The sequence below is a fragment of the Cohnella algarum genome, assembly GCF_016937515.1.
Lineage (GTDB): Bacteria > Bacillota > Bacilli > Paenibacillales > Paenibacillaceae > Cohnella > Cohnella algarum.
The window spans coordinates 1,471,801-1,485,808 of the sequence record NZ_JAFHKM010000002.1; the positions used below are offsets into that span (position 1 = coordinate 1,471,801).

The 14,008-nt window shown below is 57.4% G+C and carries 15 protein-coding genes; 7 read left to right on the top strand and 8 right to left on the bottom strand.

Translation table 11 applies throughout. From position 1 onward, the window contains the following. The first annotated feature begins 123 nt into the window (after window positions 1-123). Complete coding sequence (locus JW799_RS06660) at window positions 124-348, top strand: hypothetical protein (RefSeq protein ID WP_205429153.1); 225 nt, start codon at window positions 124-126, stop codon at window positions 346-348. Next, complete coding sequence (locus tag JW799_RS06665; RefSeq protein WP_205429154.1) at window positions 338-994, top strand: DUF2306 domain-containing protein; 657 nt, start codon at window positions 338-340, stop codon at window positions 992-994. Before JW799_RS06660 ends, JW799_RS06665 begins: the two co-directional genes overlap by 11 nt. Window positions 995-1,482: 488 nt before the next feature. On the opposite strand, the gene JW799_RS06670 is transcribed toward JW799_RS06665, so the two are convergent. The 3 genes from JW799_RS06670 to JW799_RS06680 are packed head-to-tail and all read right to left on the bottom strand — an operon-like array spanning window position 1,483 to window position 4,937. Beyond that, window positions 1,483-3,489 (bottom strand): carbohydrate-binding domain-containing protein, encoded by a 2,007-nt coding sequence (locus JW799_RS06670; protein ID WP_205429155.1) that lies wholly within the window; start codon window positions 3,487-3,489, stop codon window positions 1,483-1,485. 21 nt (window positions 3,490-3,510) lie between these two features. Beyond that, window positions 3,511-4,200: a DUF4956 domain-containing protein gene (locus JW799_RS06675; RefSeq protein WP_205429156.1), complete on the bottom strand. Its 690-nt coding sequence runs from the start codon at window positions 4,198-4,200 to the stop codon at window positions 3,511-3,513. Continuing rightward, window positions 4,197-4,937 carry a polyphosphate polymerase domain-containing protein gene (locus JW799_RS06680; RefSeq protein WP_080832266.1) on the bottom strand — a complete coding sequence of 247 codons (741 nt, stop codon included), beginning with the start codon at window positions 4,935-4,937 and terminating at the stop codon, window positions 4,197-4,199. The genes JW799_RS06675 and JW799_RS06680 overlap by 4 nt, the downstream gene beginning before the upstream one ends. Window positions 4,938-5,133: 196 nt before the next feature. Here JW799_RS06680 and JW799_RS06685 point away from each other — a divergent pair, with 196 nt between their 5' ends. The 3 genes from JW799_RS06685 to JW799_RS06690 are packed head-to-tail and all read left to right on the top strand — an operon-like array spanning window position 5,134 to window position 7,072. Beyond that, the gene (locus JW799_RS06685; RefSeq protein ID WP_080832267.1) at window positions 5,134-5,811 is read left to right on the top strand and encodes a response regulator transcription factor; all 678 of its coding nucleotides are present in this window, start codon (window positions 5,134-5,136) and stop codon (window positions 5,809-5,811) included. Beyond that, on the top strand, window positions 5,811-6,101 hold the full coding sequence (locus JW799_RS28405) for a hypothetical protein (protein WP_240353184.1): 291 nt from the start codon (window positions 5,811-5,813) through the stop codon (window positions 6,099-6,101). Before JW799_RS06685 ends, JW799_RS28405 begins: the two co-directional genes overlap by 1 nt. Continuing rightward, window positions 6,074-7,072 (top strand): sensor histidine kinase, encoded by a 999-nt coding sequence (locus JW799_RS06690; protein WP_240353185.1) that lies wholly within the window; start codon window positions 6,074-6,076, stop codon window positions 7,070-7,072. The genes JW799_RS28405 and JW799_RS06690 overlap by 28 nt, the downstream gene beginning before the upstream one ends. A 97-nt stretch (window positions 7,073-7,169) precedes the next feature. Here the strand turns inward: JW799_RS06690 and JW799_RS06695 are convergent, their stop codons facing one another. Further along, a complete protein-coding gene (locus JW799_RS06695) occupies window positions 7,170-7,535 on the bottom strand; it encodes an SRPBCC family protein (RefSeq protein ID WP_205429158.1) in 366 nt (121 codons plus the stop codon). 185 nt (window positions 7,536-7,720) lie between these two features. Continuing rightward, window positions 7,721-8,140, bottom strand: a complete 420-nt coding sequence (locus JW799_RS06700) for a DUF1801 domain-containing protein (RefSeq protein WP_080832270.1) — start codon at window positions 8,138-8,140, stop codon at window positions 7,721-7,723. Window positions 8,141-8,346: 206 nt separating this feature from the next. Here JW799_RS06700 and JW799_RS06705 point away from each other — a divergent pair, with 206 nt between their 5' ends. Both JW799_RS06705 and JW799_RS06710 read left to right on the top strand, forming a co-directional pair. Further along, window positions 8,347-9,693, top strand: coding sequence for an ISLre2-like element ISTco1 family transposase (locus tag JW799_RS06705; RefSeq protein ID WP_080836672.1), 1,347 nt, complete (start codon window positions 8,347-8,349; stop codon window positions 9,691-9,693). 235 nt (window positions 9,694-9,928) lie between these two features. Continuing rightward, window positions 9,929-10,771: a GIY-YIG nuclease family protein gene (locus JW799_RS06710; protein WP_205429161.1), complete on the top strand. Its 843-nt coding sequence runs from the start codon at window positions 9,929-9,931 to the stop codon at window positions 10,769-10,771. Between the two features lie 69 nt (window positions 10,772-10,840). On the opposite strand, the gene JW799_RS06715 is transcribed toward JW799_RS06710, so the two are convergent. The 3 genes from JW799_RS06715 to JW799_RS06725 form a co-directional block, all read right to left on the bottom strand. Beyond that, complete coding sequence (locus tag JW799_RS06715) at window positions 10,841-11,884, bottom strand: LLM class flavin-dependent oxidoreductase (RefSeq protein ID WP_205429162.1); 1,044 nt, start codon at window positions 11,882-11,884, stop codon at window positions 10,841-10,843. Between the two features lie 22 nt (window positions 11,885-11,906). Then, the gene (locus JW799_RS06720; protein ID WP_205429163.1) at window positions 11,907-12,653 is read right to left on the bottom strand and encodes a GTP cyclohydrolase II; all 747 of its coding nucleotides are present in this window, start codon (window positions 12,651-12,653) and stop codon (window positions 11,907-11,909) included. 510 nt (window positions 12,654-13,163) lie between these two features. Further along, window positions 13,164-13,931 (bottom strand): sporulation protein, encoded by a 768-nt coding sequence (locus tag JW799_RS06725; RefSeq protein ID WP_205429164.1) that lies wholly within the window; start codon window positions 13,929-13,931, stop codon window positions 13,164-13,166. Window positions 13,932-14,008: the final 77 nt, after the last annotated feature.

Here is a 14,008-nt window from a genome sequence, read left to right on the forward strand (position 1 = left end):
CGGTCGCCACGAATCGTGATCGTTTGTTGATTATATTGTGATTTTTTCGCCCCTCGTTCCGGTATATTTGTCGGGTATTCTTTGGGCAGAGGCCTGAATCGCGAAAAAAAAGGAGCGCACGTCATGGAATTTCCACGAAGTCTTTTGTTCTCGATGCATTTCTGGTTTTTTGTCTCGCTGTTCGTATTCGGCGCGTTTCAGTTCTCCCGGCTCCGCGGGTTCGGAAAAAGAGCGGCGCGAGAGGCGGAAGCCGCGCTAAGCTTGCGGCTTGCCAAAGGGGAAATCGGGGAAGCGGAATACAGGCGGCTGAAAGCCATCGTAAAGGGGGAACGCGGCGATGAACGGTAAAACGCCGTACCGCATCCTCGTCGCCGTCGCGGCCGTCTGGATCGTCTGGACGATCCTGAACCGCTTCGTGTTCGATCCGGCGTTTGCCGAGTTTCTAAGCCGCAAAACCGGGCTCGATCGCCCGATTCGGCTTCCGTTATGGCTGACGATGGTCGATATCCACATCGGATTCGCCTGCGCCGCTTTGCTTGCGGGAGCGATGAATTTCTCCGGCAAGCTGCTGCGCAAATACAGGACGCTGCATCGGGGGACGGGATACGTCTATATCGTCAGCGTTGCTGCGGTCATCATCACCTCGGGTTACTTGGCCCCTTACGCGACCGGAGGAAAAATCGTCAGCATCTCGTTCAACCTGCTCAACATCGTCTGGATGGCGATTACGATTACGGCTCTTGTTCAAATCAAACGTAAGCAAATCCAGAAGCACCGCCGCTGGATGGTTCGCAGCTACGCGTTCTGCTTCACGAACCAAGCGATCCATATGCTGCTGCTGGTGTTCGTGGACTTGCTCGGAATGAGCTACGCCAACGGCTACGCGGCAAGCGTAATCGCCGCGATCGTCGCCCTTTTCCTGGCGGCGGAGCTTGCGATCCGGCTGTTTTTCCGAAATCCGCCGCAGGGGATTGGCATCGGCCGGACTGCGTGAGGCAGCTTAGGTGTCGGTTAAGCGGCTGCTTCTTCCGCTGACGGCTACTGGAAAGGCAGAGTTCCGGGGATAGCGAATGGCGGGTAGAGATGGGTAACCACGACTCAACTGGATCGTCAGCGTGCATGCGGAGGTGGTGAGATGAGTAAATTTTGCTCAAGTGCGTACGAATGTTTGCGTTCGGCGGGTTGAGATGGGTAACCACGACTCAACTGGATTGTCAGTGATTGTCAGCTTGCATGCGGAGGGGTGAGATGAGTCATGGTTACCCATCTGAGTTCGTCCACCAATGTGGAACGCAGTTTTTCAGTATCGTAAAACGATCCGGATCCGGGAATTGCCGCATAATAACCAATCTCGCGAGGGAAGCGCTCCAGGCCGACCTCGCTGCGCCGGGTTTGGAGCAGCACCCTTTTCGTCCTTCTCCGCTGCTTGTCTCGATGTCGCGACAGCACTTCAGCCCTCAACCGCGCCCGGCCCCCGCCGCCTTACTGCGGCGCTGCGTCCACGGCCGCATCCCGGCCTGCTCCCATGCCGCCGCGTCCCATGCCGCCACGGCCTCCGCCCATGCCGCCCATGCCGCTTCCGGCGGTCGTGACGCCGGACTCGTTCACGTAGGTGACGCTCGCGCCGAGGGCGAAGCTGACGACCTCCGTTCCGCCCGTCAACGCGCCGCCTTCGTACAGGCCGTCCGTTTCGGCGCCGGTCGACGTGCCGCCCGTGTAGAACGCGTACGTCTCGCCTTCCGTCAGATCCGGCGAAGAGATGACGACGATCTGGAAAGACTTCGCCGGAGCGAAGGAGACGACCGGCTCTCCCTGGCTGTTCGCCAGCGTGACCAGCGTGCCCGCCTCCAGCGCGCCCGGGAACGTCATCATGACGGAGCGCTGCGACGAATCCTCGGACGGCGCCTGAGCCATGCCCGAGCTGCCGGCGGCGACGAGAAGGCCGCCCGTTTGCTCGAAGGTGCCGTTATAGTCGAGCGAGCCGTTGCCGTTCATCGTCGGGCCGTTCACCAGCACGGTGCCGCCGGACATGACGATCGAGCCGTTGGAATCGAGGCCGTCGCCCGAAGCGTCCAGCGCCAGGTAGCCGCCGGTTATCGTCAGCGTTCCGCCGCTGGAGCTGAACGAGTCCGGGCCGCCGCGGCCGCCCGCGGCCGATTCGTCGTTGCCGCCGGCCACGTTGATGCCGTCGTCGCTGGCGACAAGCCGAATTTCGCCGCCCGCGATCGCGATGTCCGACCCCTCGATGCCCTCGTAGCTCTCGGCGATGTCGATCGCGCCGCCGCCGATGGCGAGCGAGGCGTCCGCATGAATGCCGTCGTCGCCGGTTGCCAGGCTGAATTGTCCGCCCGAAATGCTGACGTTCGCGTTGCTGTGGACGGCATCGTCCGCGGCGTCGATTTGGAAGGAGCCGCCCGCGATCACGATATCCGCCGCCGCTTTAAGCCCCTTGGCGCTGGTCGTTTCCGCAGTTTCCGTGTCGGCCGTCCCGGTCTGGGCGGCCGTTTGACTTCGTTGCGGGCTAAAGCCTCCGTTATCCGCGCCGGTTTGCGGCGCGGCCGCCGCGCTGCCTCCGCCGGACACGATCGCGAACGATCCGTCCGCGATCAGCAGCGAGGTCGCCGCCTGAAAGCCGTCGCCCCCTGCGGCGATGTCGAACGTGCCGCCGGCGATGGCGATGACGCCTTTGCCCGCGTCGGCGTCGTTCGACGACTTCATGCCGTCCCCGCCAGCCGTGACCGCGATCGTGCCGGCCTTGACCGCCAGCAGATCGCGGCCGAGGATGCCGTCGTCCGCCGCCTCGACGACGATCTCGCCGCTCACGATTTTCAGATCGTCCCGGCCGGTGATGCCGTCGTTGCCGTTCCCCTGCACGGTCAGCTTGCCGGCGCCGTTGATCGTCAGGTCGCCTTTGCTGTACAGGGCGGCGGTCGGCGCGTCTTCGGACGTATCCGCGTACGTCTCGCCGTCGGTCAGCGTATTTTCCGTTCCTTCCTGCAGCGTAATGACGGCTTTGCCCGCTTCGACCACATGAATGGCGGCACCGTCGGAGTTATGGATTTCCGCGCCGTTCAATACGATATGCACGACTTCGTCCGGAACGTTGACCGCAAGCTGGCCGTCGTCAAGCGTTCCGCTCACGACATAGGTGCCGGCTTCCGCAATCGTCACGACGCTTCCGTCCGCCGCCGCTCCCGCCCCGGCAACGCTGGCGCCGGAGCCGTCGAGGGTAATCATCGTCGAGCCGTCCTCGCTCCACGCCGTCGACTCGTCGTCTTCGTCGTATTCGACCTGGTCGTCCAGATGGAGAGCCGCCAGCTGCGCGGTCGCGGCGGAAGCGCCGGCTTCGCTCGTTTGAACGGCCTCGGCGGAGGCCGCGGCCGAGGACGCGCCCGCGTCGGAAGACGAAGCGTTCGAGCTGCACCCCGCCGCCAAAATGGCGCAAAGAAGCGTGATGCCGATAAGTTTCATTCGGGAATCGTTTTTCATTTCTAATCAACCTTTCCTGGTTTAATATTCCTGCACCGCAGGATTCATGGTGAGCGCAATGTCCAGATTGCCGTTCCGGCACCGGATCGCGTCGAGAAACTCCTTCTGGTTCGTCTCGGACTTCAGGTTCACCGCGTAGACGACTTCGTAAAGGCTGCCCAGCTCGGTCGTCCGGACTTTTTTCAGCTCATAGTCGATGCCGAACTTCCGGAACACTTCGTCGAAAGCTTCCTCGTAGCCCAGACTTTCCGGGATCGTGACCTTGAGCAGCTTGAGCGGCGATTTGTTTTGTCCGAATTTGAAGGCTTTCAGGACGAACATAAGCAGGCACAAGCATACCGTGAACAGCACCGCGTAGCCGTACGCGCCGACGCCGCAGGCAAGCCCGGCCGCCATCGAGAACAGAACGTACGAAATATCCTTGGAATCGCCCGGGGCGCTTCGGAACCGGATGATGGAGAACGCCCCGGCGAGGCTGAAAGCTCTGGCGATGTTGCTGCCGATCAGCAAAATGATGATGGCCACGATCGTCGGCAGCACGATCATCGTCAGCGTAAAGCTGGGGGAAAACGCCGGCTGCGTCTTCATATACGTAAGGCTGATCACGGAGCCAAGCACGATGGAGACGGCGAACGTCAGCAGCGCGTAGGTTAACGTCAATTCCGCGCTTGCCGCGCCGGAAGCGATAATGGACTCGATGGATTCGATCATAGGACGACTCTCTCCCTTTCCGGTTTTGCGTATCGAACGGACTTTTTGTACTCGTTGCCGTATTTGGAGAAGCTCGTCCGGTACATCTTGTGCTCCGACAGCATTTTTGCCAGCCAGACCGGAACCGTCTTCTCCGCCTTCACTTCCATCAGCCACTGCCCGTCCTCGAGCAGCTGCTCGCCGCGGTCGCCGCTCTCCAGCCTCAGATCGTGCCGCCGCGACCGGATGTTCGTGTCGAAGGTGATGCGCAAATCCCGGTTCCCCTTGCAAAACATCGCGATCCGGTCATACGCAAGGTACACCATCGGCCGAAGCTCGTATCTCGACAGGAAGTACTCGATCTCCCCGATCACCTGCCGGTTCATCCCGGCTCGGAATGCCGGCGCTTTCCCCGTCCGGACGAATTCGTAAGCTTCGCTTAGCTTAAGCGCCGTCCTTCGCTTGTTGACGACGCCGAACACCTTTTTTTTCAGCTCCAGGTACACTTTCGCATCGCTCTCGGGAACTCCGTAAGCCCGAATCCGCAGCTTCTCCCTGTACTTCGGCTTTGCCAGGCTGTTGCGGATCAGCGTATGGCGATCGGTATCGTAGTAGAGGTTGCTGATGGAGTAGAACTTGCCGTTTTTGTTGTATTCGTCGAGCTCCATATATTCCATCAGGCGGTGATAAAGGCCATGAAAGGCCTGGGCGTCCATCAAATATTTGTTTTCGTAACGGTTGAACACTTCGATTGCCATGAGCGGCACTCCCTTTCCGTCGGCGATGTCCTCGCCCTTTCATGTCTGTATGTTAGAGCGCCAACCTTTAGCGAAGCTTAAATTGTTATCGCAATGTAAAAAAGTTTCTCCCGGCCGCAAGCGGATGCTACTATTAAGGTTGATTAAAGGTTCCGTTCCTACAATAGAGGCACGTCAACCTAAAGGGGCTGCAGCCATGAGAATTTTAATCGTAGAGGACGAAGTGCATCTGGCGGAGGCGCTGGCTCAAATATTGAAAAAAAACCATTATTCCGTCGACGCGGTCCACGACGGCCAATCGGGACTGGACAACGCGCTGAGCGGCATTTACGACCTGCTGCTGCTCGATATCATGCTTCCGGAGATGGACGGGATCACGCTGCTCAAAACGCTGCGCGCCGAAGGGATTTCGACGCCGGTCATCATGCTGACGGCCAAAGGCGAGGTGCCGGACAAAATCGCGGGCCTCGACCACGGGGCGGACGACTACGTCGCCAAGCCTTTTTCGACCGGCGAGCTGCTGGCGCGGATCCGGGCGGCGTTAAGGCGCAAGGGCGAGGTCGTGCCGGAGGACGGGCTGAAATTCGGAGATATCGAATTGAACACGTCGACGCTTAAGCTCACGTGCAAAGGGAAGGAACTGAAGCTGATTCTGAAGGAAAGCGAGCTGCTCGAGCTCCTGATCGCGAGGAAGCAGGCGGTGACCTCCAAGGAGCAAATTATCGAGAAGCTGTGGGGGTTCGACTCCGATGCCGAGCACAATAACGTGGAAGTGTACATCTCATTCTTGCGGAAAAAGCTCGCGTTCCTGAACGCGTCCGTCCGGATCGCCACGATTCGGGGCGTAGGGTACGTGTTGGAGGGGGCCTCCTGATGTTCAACAAGCTGCGCAACCGGTTTCTCCTGATGAACATGATCATCATTTCGATCATCATGCTCGTTGCCTTCGCCGCCATCTATACGATCACGTACCGGGACGTGCGCAGAGACATCGCGCTGGACCTGGAACGCGTGTCGGAGACATACCGCAAACCGGACGCGGGGGACGGCTTGCCGCGCAGAGGGGGGACAATCCCTTTCCGCAGACGGGCCGCGGCAAGCTGGAGCCCCCGGCGGAACGATCGGTCTCGTTCTCCTTGCAAGCGGACGCGGATTGGAACCTGACAGAGATCGACTCCCGGTTCGACATGGACGACGAGTTCTATGCGATCGCCGTTCAGGAAGCGGCCTCCGATCCATCGGATAACGGCCAGTTCACGCTGGACGGAACCCGCTGGGCATATAGCGTGCAGCCGACCGTCACGGGATATTCCCTCGTCTATCTGGACGTCACCGCCCGGCAGAACATTTTGACGAATCTCATCTATACGTTTTCCGCCGTCGCGCTGGTCATGCTGGTCGCCATCTATGTCGCCAGCCGCTACTTCGCCAACCGCGCCATCGTGCCGGTGCAGGAAGCCTTCAACAAACAGAAGCGGTTCATCGCCGACGCCTCGCACGAACTGAAGACGCCGCTGGCCGTCATCAACACCAATGCCGATGTCCTGCTCGCCAACAGCGAGGATACGATCCGCGAACAGTCGAAGTGGCTGCACCATATCAAATCGGAAACCGAGCGCATGAAGACGCTCACGAACGACCTGCTGTATTTGACCGAGATGGACGACGTCCGCGAGCGCATTCTCCATGTCCCGTTCGACCTGAGCGAAGCCGTGGAAAGCGTCATCCTCACGATGGAGGCCGTTATCTTCGAGAAAAACATCGAGCTCGACTACGAGATCGAGCCCGGCCTGACCGTGAACGGCAGCAGCGAGCAGATGAAGCAGGTCGCCATGATTTTGCTGGACAATGCGGTCAAATATACGAATCCCGGAGGCTCGATCGAGCTCAAGCTCAGGAAGACGGGCCATCACATCCTGCTCTCCGTGACCAACACCGGCGAAGGCATTTCCGCCGAGCATCTCGGCAAAATTTTCGACCGCTTCTACCGCGCCGACCCGTCGCGTTCGCGCAAGCACGGCGGCTACGGCCTCGGCCTTGCCATCGCCAAGTCGATCGTCGAGCAGCACCGGGGAAAAATTTACGCCAAAAGCGTGCCGAACGAGACGACGACCTTCTTCGTTCAGTTGGGCTAAGATAGCGGGAATTCGAACCAAAACAGCGCAGGACCGCCCGGCCGCCGTTCATGACGGCCGGCGACAGTCCTGCGCCGTTCTTTTTCCGAAGGCGGAGTTATCGCGCTTGTCCTTCCAATATCCGCTTGATCGCCTTCAAATCCTTACGGTTCGCTCTGCGCATCATCGCTTCGGCCGGTTCCCAGACATACGTCGTCTCCATCGGAAAAGGCCCGTCGGCCGTTCTCATCACCAGCAGCCGGCCCGGACGGTATTCCGCGATTTCGTATACGTACGCCAACCTCCTCCCCAGAAAATCCGCTTGAAACGCAATCCGGGAACCGAGCGCCAGCGGCTTCGGGGTCTGCCATTCGACCGATTTGATGTTGACGTACCATTCGGGAGCATGATCGGGGTCGGCCGCATACGCTGCTACCCGTTCCAGGGGGCTGCGGATGACCGTTTCCGTTTGAACGTCTACCATGCGTGGCGCTCCTTTTCGTTACTTTATCGGTACGACGCGTTGACATGGATATTATGGCAAAAAACTCGCGCAGCGATGATTCTTCCGGCGGAACCGGTATGGAAAGGGCGCTTACGCGAAATTAACGGCACCGTGAGGCCGTTAATCGGGCCTCGCGCCGATATAACGCGGAAAAGCGGCCCGATTCAACCCGGGTAGGTCTCCCTCAAAAACTTCACCGACTGCTCGATGAGCGCCTTCAGGACGTCCGTATCGATATCCGCGACCTTGTTAATATAGACGCACCCTTTGCCTGCCGTATGTTTGCCGAAATTCCGCAGCAGCTCTTCCCGCTTCTCGTCGCCCGTCGCGAAATAAAGGCTGATCTTCGCCTTTCTCGGCGAAAAGCCGACGAGCGGCGCGTCGCCTTCATGGCCTGACGCGTATTTGTAGTGGTACGAGCCGAAGCCGATGATGCTCGGTCCCCACATTTTGGCCGGATAGCCGGTCGTTTCGGCAAAAAGGTCCAAAAGCGCATAGGCATCTTCGCGTTTCTTGGGGTTGTCTACATTTTCGATGAACTCGATGACGCTGTTGTCGGTTTCTTTCGTTTTCAGCTCGTACATCGGCGGACTCTCCTTTTTGGGGGCGTTTACGATATTAGGTTGAATCCCATGGATGATTGCACTCCGGACAACATCATTTTAACAAACTTGCAGATAGTGTAAAATCTCTGTGGGTGTAGGAATTGGAAAAAGCGGATATAGAAAAAGAGCTTCTCCCTTGGTAAAGTGATGTTTGCGCACAACACACCAAGAAGGAGGAAGCTCCTGTGAGCCACTTTACCACAACAATGCCGACGATGAAAGAGATTGAGCAATGGATTTTCCGGAAAATGCAGGAGGAATTCGCTCGTGCGATGAAGCAGGTACTGGAGGCGCTGGATCAGCAGATCCTGGAGCAACGGGACCGAGAGCGTTATCGAGTAAAGGACGAGCGTGAAACAAGCGTCAACACAGTGTTCGGGAATGTGCGCTTTAAGCGGAGATTGTACTGTGACCGTAGAAGCGGCAAACACGTGTATCTGCTGGATCAGCTGTTGCAATTCGAAGGGCGCGGGAAAGTCAGTCCGCATTTGGAAGAGACAGCAATCGCATTCGCAAGCCAAGGACCGTCGTACCGGGACAGCGCAAAGAGGCTGGAGCAGCTTTTGGGCTACAATGTGCTGAGCCACCAAGCGATCAGGGAAAAACTGATGGAGCGTGCGCAACAGCCGATGCCAGCGGTGAAACGGCGCGCTGCCCGCGTGCTGTTCGTGGAAGTGGATGGGCTGTACACGAAGCTGCAGCGGAGCAAAAAGCGCGGGATGGAGAACGCAATTGCAGTCGTACACGAAGGCTGGGAGAAGAACGGCAAGCGGGTACAGCTGAAGAACAAACAGCATTACCTGCATACGAGCGGCGGCGACTTCTGGGAAGGGTTCGGGGACTTTCTGGTGGAGCGTTACGAAATCGACGAGAACACGTGGCTTGTGGTGAACGGAGACGGCGCGGCGTGGATCGGGGAATGTACATCCTACTTTCACCAATGTCTGTACATGCTGGACCGCTTTCATGTGGCGCGTGATTTGAAACGCTTTGTTGGTCATTTGCCGCAGGTGTGGGAGACCGTGAGACGGTCTTTGGCCAAACAGGATGCAGCCGCGCTTATGGCGGTCCTGGAAGGCGTGTCGGAGCAAGAGATAGCGGAAGAGAACCGGAAGGATTGGAAGCCGTATAAAAGATTTCTAAAGCGGCATGAGAAGCATTTGGACGACTACCGAAAAACACTCCAGGCGAAGGGGATCGACACAAGCGGTATGCGCCCGATGGGAAGCGCGGAATCGCAGATGCGTATATTCGCCAAGCGGACGAAGCGTGGCGGGTACAGTTGGAGTGAGCGAGGCGTCAGGGCGATGCTGAGGACGATGATGAGGATTCAAGAAGCGGGCACGGTGGTAAGAACGGTTGAAGGACAAGCGAGTAAGCAGGCAACGCCGCAGCAGTCGATAAACATGCGGCAATTGCTCAAGAACGTGACGCAACCGGTCAAGGGTTGTATCGCTGGAATGATTCGCATGCTGCAAGGACCGAAGCAAAGCAGCACAACGGGTATGGCACTCAAAGCACTTCGCGGATAACGGCAAAAAATTCTGACAAATCACTTGTGTTTGATGAAAGAACGAAGCAAAGCGCTTACAAGGAAGAGGTTCCTTCGGGGTTCGCGTTCCAGGCATCTTAAATGACTGCCCACGCTAGCTTGACACTGACAAACTTGCATGACAGATATACAAAGCACACCTAAAATGATATTTTTATTTTTAGAATCCAGAGTCCCGGAAGGGCGGAGCACTTCTTAACACGGCGGTGGACATCTTGACACAAGCGCGAACGATCCAAATCTTTCTTCCCGACGGTTCTCCCCGGGGGATAAAAATCGCTGAAATTACGAGCCGCATCGTAAAGGCAATCCTGATACCCAGAAATAGACTGAATGAAGCCGGCCAACGCGATGAAACGAAGAACGTAGGATTGTACTTTTTGTTCGGGCAGACAGACGAGGATGCCAAACCCAGAGTTTATATCGGCGAAGCGGAAGACTGCTACGCGCGCTTGAAACAGCATAATAAAGAAAAAGATTTCTGGGAGCACGCCGTCGTCATTACGACAAACAACAATTTTTTCACGAAAGCCCATATTAAGTACTTGGAATGGTATTGTTACGATCGATGCAATGATATAAATCGGTATAAACTGCAACAAACCGTCCCGGCAAGAACGTATTTACCCGAATCCGCGATTGCCGACTTGATGGATATTTTCGAAACGATGAAGATTTTAATCTCGACTTTGGGTTATCACTTGTTCGAGGAAGCCCGGGATACGAATAAAAGCGTGTCTTCCGTGGACACATTTTATTGTAAGGCTAAAGGCGTGGAGGCTGTCGGTCAATTCACCGACGAAGGGCTCGTTGTCCTAAAAAATTCCCAAATGGTGTTAAACGCCGCTCCCAGCATGAAATCGTACGTAGGGTTAAGAAATAAATTGATCTCGGACGGCATCGTAGTCAAACAAGATGAGCATTATCTTTTCGTCTCGGATTATGTGTTTAATTCGCCAAGCGCCGCGGGGGCGGTCGTTCTCGGCAGACCGTCCAACGGTTGGGCGGATTGGAAGAACAGCAGCGGAAAAACGCTGGATGAAGTGAAAAGAGGCTGAAAAATAAATCGGGATTGGCCCCTATAAAACAAATAGACTCTGACCAGGTCAGAGTCGCCCCACTGAAACTTACTTCCCCGTCTCTTTCCGAATCGCCGGCGCGACCTTCGTCGCCAGCAGCTCGATGCCTTCCGCGACTTTGCGGAACGGCATGCCGCCGATGTCGATCTGGGCCATGAAGCGCCGGTGCCCGAACAGTTCGTATTGATAGAGGATTTTCTCTATGATTTGCTGCGGGCTGCCCACGAACAAGGCGGTGTCCGGGCCCGCCAATCGTTCGAATTCGGCCCGGGTCACCCTGCTCTCGGTTCCTCTCCCGCGGCTGACGTAAGAACGGTAATTCGCATAATAGGGGAAGTATTCCTCTTTCGCTTGCTGCGTCGTCGCGGCGACATACCCGTGCCCCGTGATGCCTACTTTGAGCTCCTCCGGGGCGAAGCCGGCTTCGGCGCCGGCCTTGCGATAAAGATCGACGAGCGGCTTGAACCGTTCGGGCTCGCCGCCGAGAATCGCGATCGCCATGCCGACCCCGAGCCTTCCGGCGCGAATCGCGCTCTCCGGCGAGCCCCCGACGCCAACCCAGATCGGCAATCGGCTTTGGACCGGCCGGGGGGCGATTTCGGCGCTCGCCAACGGGGATCGAAACCGGCCCGACCAGGAGACGACGTCCGCTTCGTTCAGCTTCAGAAACAAGTCCATATTTTCGGCAAAAAGGTCGTCGTAATCGTTCGTATCGTAGCCGAAAAGCGGGAACGATTCCACGAACGCTCCGCGCCCTGCGATGATTTCCGCCCGGCCGTCCGACAGCAAGTCCAGCGTGGCGAAGTCCTCGAACAGCCGGACCGGGTCCGCCGTGCTGATGACGGTCGTCGCGCTCGTCAATTTGATCCGTTTCGTCGCCTGGGCGATCGCCGCGAGGACGACCGGCGGCGCCGAAACGGCATAGTCCAGCCGATGATGCTCGCCGACGCCGAACAGATCGAGCCCCGCTTCGTCGGCCAGCTTCGCCGCCTCGATCGTCTCCTTCAACCGCTGCCGGGGGCTGATCGTGTTGCCGGCATGCGGGTCCGGCACGAGATCTCCAAGCGTATAAAGACCGATTTCGAAATTCATCCCGCCACCTCGAGCCTCCCGGTTAATCGTTCGGACAGCCGCTTTCCGACAGGTGGCCAGACCGGTTTATTTTCGTTTGCAAATATTTTTCGTTAAATTCGGAAGCGCTGCCCCACAGCGGCGTCCGGGCCGAGACGTGCATGCCCGCCTTTTTCAAGGCTTCCAGCTTTTTGGGGTTGTTCGTGATCAGCCTGACCGGCTTCGAACGAAGCGTCCGCAAAACTTCGATGGCGTCGCCGTAATTCCGGGCATCGTCGACAAATCCGAGATTCAAATTCGCATCGACGGTATCGTAGCCGTTTTCCTGCAGGACGTAGGCCATCGCTTTGCTGAACAGCCCGATTCCTCTTCCCTCGTGATTGGCCAGATAAAACAAGGCGCCCGTTCCGTGCTCCGCGATCATTTTCAGGGACTGCTCCAATTGGAACCCGCAATCGCACCGCTGGCTGCCGAAAATATCGCCCGTGTGGCAGATGGAGTGCATGCGGATCAGCGCATCCTCGCCGTTGCGGAAATCGCCGTACGCCAAAACGCTGGACTGCTGCATTTCGGCCAAATTGACGGAGGACAGCTTTTCGATGATCCGTTCGACGTCCTCGGTTACTTCCTGGCAGCGAAGCCAACAATACCATTGGAACGTGACGGTCTCGCCGTCCAGACGGATCGGCAATCGAATCGGCCCCACCAGGTAAAGGGCCTCTTCGCCGCTTTTGATCAATCGAATTTTCTTTTCCAGGATGGAGACGACTTTCTCTTGAAGCGCAGGCATGCCACGACCCCTTACGATTAAAAATTTGGTTTCAATATGCCCCGGGCAAAGAAACCGTATGCCCTCGGGTTTCCGAAAGGATGCCCAAGCCGAAACGGCTATCGCCGTCCTCTGTGGGTTCGACTCCTTGCCGGGCTGGCTACATTGGATTTTGTCCAATCAAAGTCGGCTTTTAGGCCGCCCCCGCCGTCTTCGTTGGATTTTGTCCAATCAGGCGAGGCATTTTCGGCGATTTTGCCCTTATTTCAGGTTCCGCGTTGGAAAAAATCCACTGTAGACCGAGGTTTCCGCGTTTCTCGCACCACCCGTTGGATAAAATCCAACATAGGCGCAGCTTCGCAGGCTCAGCCGCCTGAGCGGCGCCGCGCCAGTCCACGCAAACATCGCATTCCGATCTACCTAAGAAAGGCACCCTTCGGGGTGCCCTTTGTTCCATGAAGAAAAGAAAAGCAGCCTATACTTACTTTATGAAACTAAGTTTATTATAATAACAAAGGAACGTCAAGTATGTTATTTCAAATGCGGCAGGATACACCTCGCGAGCTTGTCCGCCAACCGCTCCGGGTCGGCTGCGTCCTCTTTCGTCAACGTAACCCGGATATGCCGCTCGTCCCAATCGAACGCTTCCTCCAGCAGGCCGCTCAGCCCTTTGGCCCGCCGGTCGATTTCGATAAAAAAGTTCACCCGCTCCGACCTGTCCGCCGTATAGTAAACCTCGATTTCGTCCAGAGCCGAGGGCAGCCGCGGCTTGAATTCGAATTCCTGCACGAACGGGAATTCCGTCCGAAGGTGCGGGACATGAAGCAGCGAAACCTCATCCAGCCGAAGTCCCAGCAGCTTGACGGCCTCGAAGAACCCGTGAACGATCGGATGCGGCAAAATCGGCACGGCGTCCCGGTCGTTCCTGGTCTCCTCCATCTCCACGTTCACGGTCGTTTCCAGCCACACCTTGGAAGAATCGATCGACACCGGCGTCGTCAACGGAATCCGGAACCGGAACGGAACCCGTTTCTCTTCGCCTGGGGCGACCGTAACGCTCGTTCCGAGCGTATGGCGGTAAATGACGCCTTTGTCTTTAACGATTTGCTTGTTTTTTTCGCAAAAAAATTCCGCCACGAGCCCGAATTCGATCGCGGTCACATGCTTCGCGTCCCGTCCTCCCCTCAAAATGACGGTGCCGCTCAGCTCCTCCCCGCAGCGAACTCCGCGGGAAATGTCGAGCGTCGTGTCGACTTTGACGCCTCCGGTTCGATTCATCATTCGCTCATAGATAGACATAGGACAGTTTCCCCTCCGCATCGGTCATAGCTTCATCGTACCGGGCGCGATGAGGTTTGGCAATCCGCATTCGGTTT